Origin of the sequence: Marinoscillum sp. (genome assembly GCF_040222955.1) — a bacterium.
Classification (GTDB): Bacteria; Bacteroidota; Bacteroidia; order Cytophagales; family Cyclobacteriaceae; genus Marinoscillum.
The window spans coordinates 46,334-61,296 of record NZ_JAVKCA010000016.1 but is presented as its reverse complement, the minus strand read 5'-3'; the positions used below and the strand labels follow the sequence as shown (position 1 = coordinate 61,296).

Sequence of the window (14,963 nt, the reverse complement as noted above, 5' to 3'; positions counted from 1 at the left end):
TGTCTGATTCTATCAAATCTTTCAACCAACCAAAAAACCATGAAACATACATCTATCCAACACAGTAATACAAAATCAGGCGATATGTCAGGAGGAATCGGGCTTCGTCAGCTCAGGTTTTTTATGATCGCCATGTTGATAATCATCACTCAGAGTTCCGTCTTTAGCCAGAGTTGCTGGCTGGAGGCTTCGGGCACCCAAATAGTTAACGCAGAGACCAACCAGCCGGTAATTCTGCGAGCAGTGGGCCTGGGCAACTGGGCACTTCAGGAGGGCTATATGCTCAATCCTCAGGGGTGCTCAGGATGCCCGGGTACCCAGTGGCAGATGAAGCTTCAGTACCTGAATGAAGGCCAATCCATGGCCCAGGTGGAAGCTTTCTATCAAAGCTGGCGTGATAATTTCATTACCAAGGCAGACATTGACTATATCGCTTCGCTGGGATTCAATAGTGTGCGATTGCCAATGCATTATGAGCTGTTTTTGTCCAGTGCCCAGCGCGCCGTTCGCAATAATGTGATTACGGACATTAACAATGGACATGATACCTACAAGAACTCACTTCAAACATGGGTGAACAATGATCAACTGTTCAATGACCCCAACCTGGAGGGGTTTCGAGTGATCGACAATCTGTTGAGCTGGTGTGCAGACAATGGAATGTATGTGATTTTGGATCTGCATGCGGCTCCGGGCGGACAGGGATCGGATAAGAACATTGCGGATATCTTCCATGACAATAACCTCTGGCAGTTCCCCGTCTTTCAGGATGTGACCAACAGACTTTGGGATAGAATCTCCGCTCGCTATATCAACGAGCCACGCATTGCATTTTATGACCTGATCAATGAGCCCAATAATGTGCCCGGAGGAGGCCAGGCGATTCACGCTTTACTACAGCGACTGATTACCACCATTCGTGATAATGGAGACAACCACATGATCATGGTGGAAGGCAATGGCTGGGGAAATAACTATGATTATCTCGAGCCATTTACCTTTTCACCCAATTGGGGCCTGGTATACAATGCGCATCGCTACTGGATAGATCCAGCCGATGATTGGGTGTCTGACTCCAACCCTAACCAGATCAACCGCATGGCTAATCTGGTGGCTTTCAGAAACAATCACCAGGTGCCGGTCTGGATTGGAGAGACGGGTGAGAATACCAATGAATGGTTGAGTCAAAACATTGCAAAACTAGAACAGGAAGGCATCGGTTGGTGTCATTGGACCTACAAAAGGCATGATGTGGGAGCCAATGCTGCGCTAATGAGAATAGGAGGAAATTATCCCACGGACGGAGCTTCGGCCATGGCAGGAGTACTCGAAAGCATCAAATTTCAAAACTGTATCCCCAATACCAATACCATTTCAGCAGTAACTCAGGACCTCCCTGCTCCCTGGACAAGTGGGTGTACTGGCGGGTCCACACCTCCACCTTCCGGCTGTACCGGAGCCTTTCAGGGCATCAGCGTGGCCATCCAGGCAGAGGCCTATTGCGACATGTCTGGTATCCAGACCGAGGCTACCTCAGATACCGGTGGTGGGCAAAACATAGGCTGGACCGATGCTGGTGACTGGCTGGGGTATCGGGTGGATATTCCCACTACAGGCAACTATACCGTGGAGTATAGGGTGGCCAGTCAGAATGGTGGCGGATCCATTCAGCTGGAAGGGCTTGGTGGCGGATCTGCTTATGGAACCATCGCCGTACCCTCTACCACCGGTTGGCAGGTTTGGACCACCATCTCCCATTCAGTATCCCTCACGGCGGGTCAGCAGGAGCTGGGGCTGAGTGTACTGGCTGGAGGTTTCAACCTAAACTGGTTCAGGATCACTGCAGCCAGTACTGGCGCCCCTACCGGCCAGACCATCTGGCTGCGGGGTAGCAACAATCAATATGTATCCTCAGAAAATGGTCAGAATCCGATGATGTGTGACCGGCCGTCAGTCGGTGGCTGGGAGCAGTTTACGATTATCGGCCTTGCAGATGGCAAAGTGGCCTTACGTGGCACCAATAACCTTTATGTTACTTCAATGAATGGCACAGCGGCCATGCTTTGTGACCGGCCATCTGTTGGTGGCTGGGAAGCATTCGAGTGGGTGTCCCTTGGGGGCAACTCCATCGCTCTGAAAGGTTTCGATGGGCGGTATGTGTCATCTGAAAATGGCAGTTCGGGCATGATGTGTGATCGAGCGACGATAGGTAGCTGGGAGACCTTCACCTGGGGGAGTGTATCGGGCTCGCGCATAGCCGATGAGTCGGATGGAATGGTAGCAGAGGAGCAATCCTTTCTGATTTATCCAAACCCCGTGGCTGACCGCTTTAAAATAGACCTTCGGAATCTCGATTTTAATCGGGGTGTGGTGAAGATAACCGATATGTCCGGAAAAGTGATTTTGACAGAGGAACTCCTGAAAGAAGTTACAGAAATAGGTCTTTCCCCGGGAATAAAAGCCGGGGTCTATGTGATCACTGTACAAAAAGGAGATCAGAAGATAAGCCGGAGAATGCTCATTGAGCAATAATCTGGAGGTTGTTTCACTTCGTATTTTTGTTTTAGGTAGAGAAGGGGCTGTTGGCCCCTTTTCTTTTTCCCGAATAGCCAGTGTTTTTTAACCGTTAGTCTTTTCGAAATATACGGTGATCAACTGACCATTGGCCACTCTGAGCTGGCCAACAAAATGATCGGGGCTGGACTCAAGAAGTTTAAATGAAAGCCCGGCATCTTCTGCTGCATCGGAGTAGATAGACAATTGAGTGGCCGTACCAAACCATTGCCCCGTGAAAAAATCCTCGGTTGATTCTATACACTTAGTGTTGTTGCGAAAGTCCATATCAAAATTTTTATAAAATTGATATTGATCGTCGTTGAAACAGTCGTCATATTGTATCCATTGGTCGTTTTGCAGGATGAATTTTGGTGACCAAACCTTGCCGCCAACACTACTTAAATTACTGTACCAGTTTTCTGAAATGGTGGTTGAAAATTCATTCATTCCGTCCCGAATAGTGGCAGAAGTCGTTGGATGAATCCAATTGGTAGCGGCACCTTTTCGTACGTCCAGGTAGTAAACCTGTTGTGCTTCGAGATTTTTTAACTGCAGGTACCCTGCCGAATTGGTCAGCCCGGCAGCTACTGAGCCAGTTTCATTTTGAAAGGCCGCCAGAGATTCATAAACGTAGACTTCAGCGGTGGTTATTTTGTTGCCTTGTGCATCTTCAACGCTTATCACAAGTTCAGTATTGGGCATTGCCTCCCCTTTATCGCAAGCATGCAATGATGCCACAAGGCATAGAATTAGTAGTTGTTTTATCGCTCGAAGGGTCATGGGCTTCCATTAAAGGTATTCCTTTTTATCCCATCCTTCTCCTATATATCCGCTATTACGCTGATAATTTTTTTTAGAAATTCAAAGATCAGATACCCATTTTTTCAAATCTAACCAGCAAGACGTCTCCGCCACTAACCCTCAGCTCGCCCAAAAAATAAGCGGGATCAGACTCCACCAGCTTGAATGAAAGTCCGGCATCTCCTTCAGTATCAGAATAAATGGTGACCTGATTGGCCGTTCCAAACCACTCTCCGGTATAAAAATCCGGATCGGAGGCACTGCACTTTGTGTGGTTGCGATAAGACATTTTGAGGTTTTTTCGAAACAGGTACTGATCGTCATTGAAACAGTCAACGTAGACGTACCAGACATCATCAATGAAGACAAATTTTGGAGACCAGGAAATTCCCGCAGCATTGCTCAGGTTGCTATACCAGTTTTCTGAGATCACTGTCGTGAACGCGTTCACTCCCTCTTCTATATAGGGAGAAGTGATCTGACTGATCCAGTTGGTTGCATTCACCCTCCTGACATCAATGTAATACATCTGCTTTGGTTTAAGCCCATGAAAGGTAATGGCACCGGAAGCATCCGTGAGACCATTCGCAACAGGGCCGTCCTGGTCGAGAAATCCTGCCAGAGATAAATAAACAGAAACTTCAGCGTTCGAAGCCCCGTTGCCCTCGGCATCAAGTACCGAAATTTCCAGCTGGGTGTTGGGGACTTCCGCTTCTTTGTCGCAACTGCACAATATGCCTAAGGCAAATAAAATGATCAGGACTCGCTTCATGGCTGGGCGTTTAATTCTTCTTTTTCTTGAACAGGCTATAGGAAAGCAGCAGCGCTATGGCAAACGCCATGATCAGAAAATAGTATCGCGGTTCACCTTTCTGCCAGGTTTTGTAAAAGTAGGCGGCACTCAGTGCCATTACCACGGTGACACCCAGGGTACTTAGATACTTGACAGTTTTCGGATTCATTGCTCAAACATATGTAATCCACACATGATGACAAACGATGGGTCGTGAAAAAGAAACCAACTAAATAAAAGGACAAAAACCAACCCTTTTTGGGACGATCGGTTACCGGATTTGTGGCTTTCCATGAGTATCTTTAACCTCTGGATTTTTTGCAGCAAGCTGCTTTAGGGCAGTTTTTTTGTGTCTGTTTTTCTTTTTTGATTTTTAAACACCTTTTTCATGAAATATCTATTCAAGGCCTGTTTGGTGGCTCTTTTTGCCATCATTTTACATGATGTCCAAGCACAAAATGAATCTCCACTGCTGACTAATATCACAAACCGTGAGGCCATGGCACTGGATGGAAAGTGGCGATACATAGTGGATCCAATGGAAAACGGGTACTATAATTATCGGTATAAAGTCAATCCGAATGGCTATTTCAAAGACCAGAAAGCCGAAACGGTCAGTGACCTGATCGAATATGATTTTGACAAATCCGGACAGCTCAATGTACCTGGCGACTGGAATACCCAGCGGGAAGATTTGTTTTTTTATGAAGGTACGGTCTGGTACAAAAAGTCATTCATGTATGAACCGTCCGGCCAACGTGCTTTTCTTTATTTCGGAGCGGTGAATTATGATGCCAAAGTTTACCTCAATGGCGTGAAAATCGGAGAGCATATCGGCGGGTTCACTCCTTTCAATTTTGAGGTGACGGATCTTTTGCAGGCAGGTGAAAATTTCGTCGTGGTAAAGGTGGATAATACCCGCAAGAGCGAAAGCATCCCTACCAAAAACAGTGACTGGTACAATTTCGGAGGGATCACCCGATCTGTGAAGCTGGTCTCCGTGCCTGAAACCTTTATCAGAGACTATGCCATTCAACTTAAGAAAGGGAGCAAAACAGACGTGGAAGGCTGGGTGCAGCTGGATGGTACTCAGTTGACCCAAAAGGTGCAGTTGGAAATCCCGGAGGCTAAGGTGAAGCTCACACTAACTCCTGATGCTACAGGTTTGGCTAAGGTGAGCTTCAAAACCAAACTGAGTCTCTGGTCTGATACAAACCCAAAACTTTATGAGGTGCGGCTCTCAGCAGGAAACGATCAGGTGACCGATCAGATTGGGTTTAGATCTATCGAAACCCGTGACAATGACATTCTCCTGAATGGCGAGCAGGTATTCCTGAAGGGTATCTCTATTCATGAGGTGGCAGCCTTCACCGGTGGCCGGGTGATTGCGCCGGAGCAGTGTCTGACTTTGCTCAATTGGGCTCGAGACCTGGGCTGTAACTTTGTGCGATTGGCCCACTATCCACACAATGAAGACATGGTGCGCCTGGCAGATCAAATGGGACTCATGGTGTGGTCTGAGATACCCGTGTACTGGACCATAGACTGGGAAAATCAATCGGTGTTTGCCAATGCTGAGAACCAGCTTCGTGAGATGATCACAAGGGATAAAAACAGAGCTGCGGTGATCATGTGGTCGGTGGCCAATGAGACACCCATCAGCGATCCACGAACAGATTTTTTGAAGCGACTGGTGGTGTCGGCCCGTGGTTATGACAACACCCGCCTGCTGACGGGTGCCCTGGAGCCGCATTCCAAAGATGGCTACCGGGTGATTGATGATGCACTGGGTGAGTCATTGGATGTGATAGGCATCAACAACTACTGTGGCTGGTATGGTGGCACCCCTGCGTCATGCGCCGGAGTGGAGTGGAAAATGGTCTACGACAAGCCTTTGGTGATTAGTGAGTTTGGTGGAGGTGCCTTGCAGGGACTGCATGGTCAGCCTGAGGAACGCTGGACAGAGGAGTATCAGGAGGATGTGTACAAATACAATATTGAGATGCTCAAAAACATCCCGTTTCTGCGCGGCACCACCCCCTGGATTCTGATGGACTTTTATTCTGCCCGGAGACCTTTGCCAGACATTCAGGATTTCTTTAACAGGAAGGGTTTGATTTCAGATCAGGGTATCAGGAAGAAAGCGTTTTTTGTATTGAAAAAATATTATTCCGAAAAACCCATCCAACTGGACTGAGTTATATTGCTGTTTTAACTCGAAAAAACACTTGTAACTATGCGAAATATCAATGCTGCGCTGCTATCGTTCGGCATGTCCGGAAAGGTTTTTCACGCTCCGTTTCTCCATTTGCATCCCGGTTTTACGCTGTTGGGTTCATGGGAACGCAGCACCAAAGCCATTGCCAATCAGTACCCCGGTGTGCAGAGTTATGACAGCATGGAAGCGGTTCTGACTGATGATCGGGTGGAACTGGTGGTGGTGAATACGCCCACCTATACGCATTACGAATACGCTAAAGCTGCTCTGAAGGCAGGTAAACACGTTATCGTGGAAAAAGCATTCGTAGGGCGCACCTCAGAAGCTGAGGAGCTAAAGGCATTGGCTGGGCGTTTGGGGTTGAAGCTGGCGGTATTTCAGAACAGACGCTGGGACAGCGACTTCAAGACAGTACAGCAGGTGGTTCGGCAGGGTTTGCTTGGAGAGATTGTGGAGGCGAGCATTGCCTTTGCGCGATATACACCCGAGTTGAGCGCAAAAACGCATAAAGAAAAGCCAAGTGCTGGAGCAGGAATCATTAAAGATCTGGGAGCCCATGTCATTGATCAGGCGCTGTGCCTGTTTGGAATGCCACGATCCGTCTTTGCAGATATTGCCATTACCCGGCAGCATTCTGAGGTGGATGACTATTTCGATATTTTGTTGAAATACGACAAAATGCGCGTTCATGTCAAGGGTGGCTACTTTTTCCGCGAGCCCACCCCTTCGTTTGCCTTTTTTGGAACAAAAGGCACCTTTCTGAAATCAAGGGCTGACGTACAGGAGGATCAACTGAAGGCGGGCATGAAACCCAGTGATCCACAATTTGGGGTGGAGCCGAAAACAGAGCAGGGACTGCTACACACTGAAGTGGAAGGCAAAGTGATCCGGGAGAAAATTCAAACCAGCCCAGGCGACTATAAAGAATACTATGAAGCGGTGTACCAATCCCTGATCGCAGATCATCCTGAGCCAGTCACCGCGCAGGACGGTGTGAATGTCATGCGCATTATCGATGCGGCATTTGAAAGTGCCGAAAGCGGGAAAGTGGTGGATTTGGAGTAAGAGCATGCTAAACTCCCCTCTTGAGAGGGGAATGATTTAATTTAAAAAAGGATGATTACCGCATATTTGACTGAGACTTATAATTTTTCGATACTGACTGATATTGGGACAAATCTCCCCTTTTGAGAGGGGCCGGGGGTGTGTTTATTTATCACACAATGCGGGCACAATCTGCTCTCCTCTTGAGAGGGGAACGATTCAACACAAAAAGGGGGATTACCAAATATTGACTTCTTATAATATTTCGATACTGACTGATGTGCTGTATCCTGAATGAAAAAGGGAAGTGAAATTTTCTAGATATCTGCTCCCCTCTTGAGAGGGGCTGGGGGTGTGTCTTTTTAATACAGCAAACCAGGCCAAAACAGGATCCGTCTTGAGAAGGGCCGGGAGGTGTGTTTGGATCCTTAATCTTCTCGCCTGAAAGGTCATTTCCCTACAGCGCCAAAAGGAACATTTCGAAGTGTGGTTTTGACCTCACCGAAAAGTGGCTTATCTTCCATAAAATCGCCTTTTCTTGAAAAAAGTATTCGCCGTAAGCCTAATGGTTCTTGCTTTCTCTACAATGGGCCAGGACGTGATTAAATTTCGATCACTGTCAACAGCTGACGGACTCTCACAAAATTCAGTCAATCAGATACTTCAGGATTCGCGCGGCTACATCTGGCTGGCCACCCAGGACGGCCTCAACAGATACAATGGTTATGAATTTGAGATTTTTCGTCCCGACGTTGAGGACTCCTTTTCTCTGGCGGACAATTTCATTATTCAAATGCTTGAGGATGATCAGTATCGCCTTTGGTTGTCTACGCGTGCGGGCATTCACGTTTTTGACATAGAAAATCGCCGCTTTCACAAACTGATTGATACCATACCGGGAAGAATAGTGCAGAAATATCATCTGCGCAAGCACGATGGATTTGTTTATTGGAAGAATACAGATACAGTAAATAGTATCTCCAGAATGCCAATGAATGTCACGTTAACAAAGGCGAATAACTCCCTTCAGGAATATTCTGAACAAATTCATCTCGCTCAGGAATACATTTATCAATATGTTGTGGGCGATTCAGGGCTTATTGTCCTGAGCAAAGGAAATATTCTGATCCCGGGGTATGGCCTTCGTGGTTCGGAGACAGACATGGATGGGGTAGGTGCACAATCCTGGGATTATCAGCCGGTGGGAGATAGCGTTTTACTCTTGCCTGGAGTAGATAAGATTATTTCAATCCATCAATTGAAGGGGAAAATCAAGAGCATAAATACCGGTTTTTCGGCTATGTGTTTTGTGCCTGCCAATGAGGACTATTGGGTAGGCACCAAGACAGGTTTGTACAGCTATGATGTGTATGCTGAGAAGACCAGTAAAGTGAGTACCAATCCTTCATTTCAAAACACCACCATTCATGACCTGACCAAAGACTGTTTTGGCCAATATTGGATGGGCACAGCTAATAGAGGTGTTTTTATTTATGATCCGAAGTGGGCTCAATTTCAGTACCTGAACTCTAATGGGCACATTGTCTGGGGATATGCGGAGCAAGGGGCGTATGCCTATCAAGCCACTCAAAACGGTATTTATGTGATAGATACGGCGACACGGACAGTAGTCCGGCACTTGCTCAAGGGCCAGAAAGTGACAGCTATCTATGTGGATTCGTTGGGCACTTTATGGGTTGGCACAGCCAATGGGGAGATTTATTCACAGGCGTACAATCAGCTGAAGCTCGAGGCCTATACTAAAGTGCTTGATCAGCATTCGTCGATCACGGGATTTCGGCTCGATCGTCAGGGAAATTTTTGGGTCGCTTCGCATGCTGATCTCGTCATGGTCAGTCCTAATGGAACCATTCACTCTGTTGAAGAACAGTCAAAGTCTTTCTTGTACGTGATGGATTTATTTGAAGATAGGGCGGGCAACATATGGGTAGGACTGCAAGATGGAGTTGGTTATGTCAAACCCACGGGGCAGTATGTGCATATAGCCCACACCAAAGGAGACCCGCGAAGCCCTAATTTTTCTTTCAGTTCGACTGTTCTGGAAGATAGCAGAGGGACGATTTGGGTAGGTACCTATGGTGGGGGCATTAGCCGGCTCAATGCAGACTCTACCTTCACTCACTTCACAGAAAAGAACGGACTGAGCAATAATGTCATACATGCGATGGAGGTAGATGATCAGGATAGACTGTGGATGGTATCCAATGGTGGGTTGAGTATGTTTGATACCAAATCCCAAACCTTTAAGAATTACTCCAATTCCAATGGGCTAAGAAGTCAGGATTTTGCTTTAGGTGCAAGTTATCACTTTGCTGATGGCAGACTGGGTTTCGGGACAGTAGACGGTTTACTGGTGTTTAATCCTAATAGAGTGGACACCTTGTTTAGCCAGCCCATATTAAAATGGGAGAGACTCCTGATTAACTATGACCGGGTGCTGGATCATTCTCTGGATGGGCTCAAGCAAATTGATTTGTACTACGGAGACCGGGTGTTCTCTCTCGGATTTGCTGCCCTCAAATATGACGATCCACACGATGTTACCTATAAATACACGCTGGAGGGCTTTGATGAAGAATGGGTGGATGTAAGTCCGCAATCAAGAATGGTCACCTACTCGTCATTGCCGTTTGGTAGCTATGAGTTCAAGGTAAAAGCGTGTAGTGGGAAGGGGCTCTTTCAACCCATTACCAGAGCCCTGGTAATTGTGGTGCACCCGCCCTTCTGGCTCACCTGGTGGTTTGTATTGTTGATGTTATTGACGGGACTTGGTCTCGGTACAGGATTGGTATATTATTTGTCCAGGCGGAAACTAAAACTGCGCCTGGCAGAGCTGGAAACACGAGAGAAAATCCAGCAGGAACGCGAGCGCATTAGCCGGGATTTGCATGACAGTGTGGGCACTCATTTTGCCTACATCATTTCCAGACTTGATTTTCTATATCTCGGTTGGGAAGGAGCACATGTGACGGACAAAAAAGCCTATTTGGGTAAATTAAGTGACTTTGCAAGATCCGGAATGAAGATGCTGAGAGAAACCATCTGGGCGCTCAATGAGGAGCAAGTCTCCGCCACCAGTCTAAAATTGAAGATAGATGACTACCTCAAATTGTGCTTTACCGATCAGCGAACCAGTTACAAATTCCTATTTACAAGTGTCGAAAATAAAGTGAACGCCACCATTGCCCTCAATACCTTCAGGGTGATACAGGAAGCGGTAAGCAATGCTTTGAAACACGCCGAGGCTAGTCATCTGGAAATTTCGCTCAATATTGACAGCTATAAACTGGTGTTAAGTGTGATGGATGATGGAAAGGGGTTTGATATGGGTGTCGTGGGTGAACAGGAGGGGCATTACGGCTTGCAGAATCTTAAAAAGAGAGCGGACGAGCTCAACGCCGAATTTTCTTTGATTTCCGATGGGGCGGGGACCAAAATCCTGATCACCTCTAAAATAACCCATACGTAGTATTGAATGCCGCGCTAAAAATCTGCTATTTAACATGATGGAAAGCATAAAGCTTGGGATAGTTGACGATAATGCACATTTGGCCAATCAAATGGTCAATAATTTCTCGTTGTTCAGTCACATCAAAATTGTTTTGATTGCAAAAAATGGTGTAGACCTGCTAAACCAGTTGAAGACTACCCAGCCTGATCTAATTCTGATGGATGTGCAGATGCCAGAGATGGACGGAATCACCGCTACCAAGGAAGTGAAGGCACGCTATCCAAACATTAAAATTCTCATGCTTTCGGTGTTTGACGAAGATAAAAAGGTGTTTTATTCAATACTAGCAGGGGCTTCGGGTTACATACTTAAGGAAGAGACCCCTGTGCGAATTTTAGAGGCGGTAGAAAATGTGCTCGATGGAGGAGCTTCCATGTCATCCCTGATTGCCGCCAAGGCCCTCAACCTGATTCGCTTTCAAAACAATCAGAAGTTGCCACAAAAACCGCCCTCGGACTTTGGATTGTCTAAGCGTGAGATGGAAACGCTGGAGCATCTGGCTGACGGTGAGGACTATCTCAAAATTTCTGAGTCTTTATTCATAAGCCCAAATACTGTGAAAAAACACATCTCCAATCTTTATGACAAGCTGCATGTGCACTCCCGAGCGGAAGCCGTGCGCATAGCGGTAGAGAATCAGTGGGTGTGACCAGTTAAGTTACCAACACCCGAAACCGGAAAGATTTCGGGTATATGTTTATTTCTTAGCCACATTAAACATCAGACCATATCCCACCATCATCCAGAGATTTTCTCCCTCAGGCGCCGGCCGTGATCCAATCTCAAACTTGATGAACTGCCCGTTGTTATTGTTCAGACCGGAATTCATGAGCATATAATAAGTCCCAAATCTCAGTCCAATGTTTGGCGTTTTGATCTCACTGTCTCCCTTGAAGTCATATTCTGTACCGGAGGGGCCATAATGGCCTGCATGGTCTATAAATGTTCCCAGATTCATCGTTACGCCCACCAGAACATCGGCATAGAGCTGGAAATACCTCAATTTTTTTAGTTCTCCATAATTCTCTGTAGTACTGGAAACTTTCATGACCAGGCTGGATCGCTGCATGCTGGTCAGTCCGAGGTAAAATCCTGCAGTTGAGAAATTTCCGGAATGAAAAGTTTGCGCTTCCACCTCATTGACTGTCGCTGGTGATCCATATTGGAAATTGCCCGTGTATCGCATCAGTCCCCCTCTTGCCAAAATCGATTTTTCGAAGGTAAATGGCACCTTGATGAAGGTGTTGTGGTAGCCTACAGACTTAAGAGGAAACGTTCTTTTTTTCGCCACACTTCCAGTGACTAATGGGAATTCACCTCCGAGTTCCATGGTCGTAGGTGCTTCAAAATTGGCGTCAGTAATAGACGCATTGATGAGGGCGTAATCGAAGTGCGCCCTGAGATGAATCGGTAATAATCTTACGTGCGCTTCACCCCCAACACTTATGGCACCGAGTGTTTTTGCCAATGAAGAGTACACATTGAAGTAGGGCATAATCGAAACCTGGTTGAAAGCAGGTTCCTCACTTACTTTTTCGTAGTTGACTTGTTGGGCGGTTGCAAAGGTGACAGTGAGCCCAATGATGGCGGCGGTGAATAAATTTTTCATGAAATTTTTTTAAGAATAAAATTCGACCTGCCTGAACGATTGATCAATAACCCATATGGATAATATCTGGAGTGGGCAGGAGCATTTTCCAATGGTAAATACTCCATATGGGTTATTGAAGGGTGCTTGACCCTGACGGATCTTTGATGTGTGAATCCTTTGCTGTGAGCGATTGTATCATGATATCCTGGATGTGGTAAGTCAAGGGTCACCGCTAACCTAATTTTCAATTAACTAATAAAGAAATGAAACTTCGAATGTTAATCTGCCTTATGATCGGGTCATTCATGTGGTCTGTTACTGCTCAGGATAAAGAGCGTGTGAAGGAACTGGAGAAACGCTATGCCACTTTTTCTAAGCACAAGAAATTCTACGACAAGGACAAATGGTCCATGGTGAGATTTCATATAGTCTATAAACTGACCACTGCCAAAGTGGCCAAATCCATGGACAAAAATGACTATGTAAAAGTGAAGTCATCAAGTGGAGCCTATGGAATATTGAAAGGAGTAAGTGAGGACGACCTGCAAGCCATTACGGATCAGGTCGCCAGAAATTTTATGCAAAGAATGAACGAAGAGGCGGGTATAGAGATAATTACCTGGGGTTCTTTTGAAGGGTCGCCCAATACGAAAAAAATCAAGGAAATGGCCATGGAACGTGAGGTGTATTCCAAGTCTCAGGGTTTGGGATATGCGGTCAGCTATGATGGTACGCCTGTGTGGAATAAGGTCATTCAGATCATTCCGGATGGTAAGAAAATCGCCAAAGAACTTGATTCAAATAATGGTATGCTGACCATCTACATAGATTTCGCTGATGCAGTTTCCGAGGCCAGTACCAGTGTGACACGCAAGGGAGATTGGATCTATTATAGCGAATCTGCAGAGCAGAACATACTCCCTGTTGTAAGAATTATTCCCAATATGCAAAGTCAGAATGCCTGGGAGCAAGCGACGAATATTGGATTTACTCAGTTCAATGCACAATCAGAGCAGTTGTATACTTTCAGCATGTCCTATATGACTGAAGACCCGGAGTATTTACAGTCAGAGATAAATTATGCCACCAAAGTGGAAGCCTTTAAAGGTGATCTGCCGGAGGTATTGGCCAATCGTGCCAACAACAAAATCGAGTATGTATCGACTTTTGAAGTCACCACCACCCCTGAAAAATATGGTGCAGCGGTCATGGACGTGACCAACAAGTTTTTTGATGACCTGATTGAGTACTACAATTTGGTTTCCGCCAAATGACGATCATGGATAAGGTTAAGCAATTGATCCTTCTTACGACACTGTTCTTTGGAGTGTTCGTGGCTCATGCACAAGATGGCAATCATGTTTTCGTCCAGCTTAATGTGGAAAACAATGCCTGGACCCTGGATAACTATGAGAAGGTAAATGCAACGGTGATCTACCCCGAAGTGATGTATCTAAGTACTTACGGTAGCGGTAAGGGTGGTGGTAACTGGGAGCTTGACTTTCCCGGTATATTTTCGGCACTATTTGGCAATGGTAATAAACTGGCGAGTGATGACAGTCTCTATATTTCCAATATCAACATCTGCAACTTCATTTCAAGGCATTATCTGGTTGATATTGCTGATGAAACACACAGCATAGGCTTTGCCTGGGGAATTGACTTTGTTGGCAATCAGCTAGCTCAAAATGCCGAAGAAGGCAACCTGGAAAGTGGAGATCAGATCGCTCAGGTTATGGGAATGGGAGTGCTGCTGGGTGGTGCTTATGAGTACAATATGGATGATCGGCTGTTGGTGGATTTGGATCTGACTTCTCATCTGGTCTATAACTCAGAGTCTGCCAAGCAAAATGGCCGCACCTTTCATGGAGTAGGGTGGAGGTCGCGCTTGAGGGCCCGGTATTACCTCAGTAGTAATTTCGTTGCCAAAGCCGAGCTGCTTTTGGAGTCCAACCACCACGGACCGAATGAAATCAATGTTTCTGAAGATGGAGGGAAGTTTAGTTATTCCCAATTCAGCATAGGAATTGGGTATCAATGGGTAAGGCCTTAATCTGTCTGGTGCTGAGTTGAGCAACCCCATCTCAACTTCTTTTTTAAGATTTATACATTCTGTCGGGTCTGTTTTCAATGATGTTTTTTGTAATTGAATGACCGGAAGACACGGTGGAAATAAAAAAGAAACAAAATTCTCCTCGCTGCATTTGGTAGATTGGATTGATCCGTTATTTTTGCGTTCCAATTTCGCAGACATGATCACAGGGAAAGTGTTGAATGTGGTCAGAATAAGTGGATTTGGAAAACGCAGCACTGAATAAGTGTGAGACCCAAACACAGAGGAGTGGCAGAGTGGTCGAATGCGGCGGTCTTGAAAACCGTTGTACCGCGAGGTACCGGGGGTTCGAATCCCTCCTCCTCTGCAAAAAAG

11 protein-coding genes and 1 tRNA gene are annotated in these 14,963 nt (G+C 46.2%); 8 read left to right on the top strand and 4 right to left on the bottom strand.

What is annotated here, in order from left to right:
• The first annotated feature begins 84 nt into the window (after positions 1-84).
• A complete protein-coding gene (locus RIH33_RS13835) occupies positions 85-2,532 on the top strand; it encodes a carbohydrate-binding protein (RefSeq protein WP_406650908.1) in 2,448 nt (815 codons plus the stop codon).
• 87 nt (positions 2,533-2,619) lie between these two features.
• On the opposite strand, the gene RIH33_RS13830 is transcribed toward RIH33_RS13835, so the two are convergent.
• The 3 genes from RIH33_RS13830 to RIH33_RS13820 form a co-directional block, all read right to left on the bottom strand.
• Positions 2,620-3,294 (bottom strand): hypothetical protein, encoded by a 675-nt coding sequence (locus RIH33_RS13830; RefSeq protein WP_406650907.1) that lies wholly within the window; start codon positions 3,292-3,294, stop codon positions 2,620-2,622.
• Positions 3,295-3,424: 130 nt separating this feature from the next.
• A complete protein-coding gene (locus RIH33_RS13825; protein WP_406650906.1) occupies positions 3,425-4,129 on the bottom strand; it encodes a hypothetical protein in 705 nt (234 codons plus the stop codon).
• A 10-nt stretch (positions 4,130-4,139) separates the two neighbouring features.
• Positions 4,140-4,319 (bottom strand): hypothetical protein, encoded by a 180-nt coding sequence (locus RIH33_RS13820; RefSeq protein WP_406650905.1) that lies wholly within the window; start codon positions 4,317-4,319, stop codon positions 4,140-4,142.
• 219 nt (positions 4,320-4,538) lie between these two features.
• Here RIH33_RS13820 and RIH33_RS13815 point away from each other — a divergent pair, with 219 nt between their 5' ends.
• From RIH33_RS13815 to RIH33_RS13800, 4 genes are all read left to right on the top strand, one after another.
• Positions 4,539-6,347, top strand: a complete 1,809-nt coding sequence (locus RIH33_RS13815) for a glycoside hydrolase family 2 protein (protein ID WP_406650904.1) — start codon at positions 4,539-4,541, stop codon at positions 6,345-6,347.
• A 39-nt stretch (positions 6,348-6,386) separates the two neighbouring features.
• Positions 6,387-7,433 (top strand): Gfo/Idh/MocA family oxidoreductase, encoded by a 1,047-nt coding sequence (locus tag RIH33_RS13810; RefSeq protein WP_406650903.1) that lies wholly within the window; start codon positions 6,387-6,389, stop codon positions 7,431-7,433.
• A 517-nt stretch (positions 7,434-7,950) separates the two neighbouring features.
• Positions 7,951-10,902, top strand: a complete 2,952-nt coding sequence (locus tag RIH33_RS13805) for a two-component regulator propeller domain-containing protein (protein WP_406650902.1) — start codon at positions 7,951-7,953, stop codon at positions 10,900-10,902.
• Positions 10,903-10,936: 34 nt separating this feature from the next.
• A complete protein-coding gene (locus tag RIH33_RS13800; protein ID WP_406650901.1) occupies positions 10,937-11,593 on the top strand; it encodes a response regulator in 657 nt (218 codons plus the stop codon).
• A 48-nt stretch (positions 11,594-11,641) separates the two neighbouring features.
• Here the strand turns inward: RIH33_RS13800 and RIH33_RS13795 are convergent, their stop codons facing one another.
• Positions 11,642-12,553 (bottom strand): hypothetical protein, encoded by a 912-nt coding sequence (locus RIH33_RS13795; protein ID WP_406650900.1) that lies wholly within the window; start codon positions 12,551-12,553, stop codon positions 11,642-11,644.
• A gap of 245 nt (positions 12,554-12,798) precedes the next feature.
• On the opposite strand from RIH33_RS13795, the gene RIH33_RS13790 reads away from it, so the two are divergent.
• The 3 genes from RIH33_RS13790 (at position 12,799) to RIH33_RS13780 (ending at position 14,955) form a co-directional block, all read left to right on the top strand.
• The gene (locus RIH33_RS13790) at positions 12,799-13,809 is read left to right on the top strand and encodes a hypothetical protein (RefSeq protein WP_406650899.1); all 1,011 of its coding nucleotides are present in this window, start codon (positions 12,799-12,801) and stop codon (positions 13,807-13,809) included.
• 5 nt (positions 13,810-13,814) lie between these two features.
• Positions 13,815-14,588, top strand: a complete 774-nt coding sequence (locus RIH33_RS13785; protein ID WP_406650898.1) for a hypothetical protein — start codon at positions 13,815-13,817, stop codon at positions 14,586-14,588.
• Positions 14,589-14,870: 282 nt separating this feature from the next.
• Positions 14,871-14,955, top strand: a tRNA-Ser gene (locus tag RIH33_RS13780).
• The last annotated feature ends 8 nt before the right edge of the window (positions 14,956-14,963 follow it).

Coding starts and splice junctions, on each gene's coding strand:
- RIH33_RS13810 (WP_406650903.1), top strand. CDS start 6,387: ATGCGAAATATCAATGCTGCGCTGCTATCGTTCGGCATGTCCGGAAAG.
- RIH33_RS13815 (WP_406650904.1), top strand. CDS start 4,539: ATGAAATATCTATTCAAGGCCTGTTTGGTGGCTCTTTTTGCCATCATT.
- RIH33_RS13835 (WP_406650908.1), top strand. CDS start 85: ATGTCAGGAGGAATCGGGCTTCGTCAGCTCAGGTTTTTTATGATCGCC.
- RIH33_RS13825 (WP_406650906.1), bottom strand. CDS start 4,129: ATGAAGCGAGTCCTGATCATTTTATTTGCCTTAGGCATATTGTGCAGT.
- RIH33_RS13800 (WP_406650901.1), top strand. CDS start 10,937: ATGATGGAAAGCATAAAGCTTGGGATAGTTGACGATAATGCACATTTG.
- RIH33_RS13785 (WP_406650898.1), top strand. CDS start 13,815: ATGGATAAGGTTAAGCAATTGATCCTTCTTACGACACTGTTCTTTGGA.
- RIH33_RS13790 (WP_406650899.1), top strand. CDS start 12,799: ATGAAACTTCGAATGTTAATCTGCCTTATGATCGGGTCATTCATGTGG.
- RIH33_RS13795 (WP_406650900.1), bottom strand. CDS start 12,553: ATGAAAAATTTATTCACCGCCGCCATCATTGGGCTCACTGTCACCTTT.
- RIH33_RS13820 (WP_406650905.1), bottom strand. CDS start 4,319: ATGAATCCGAAAACTGTCAAGTATCTAAGTACCCTGGGTGTCACCGTG.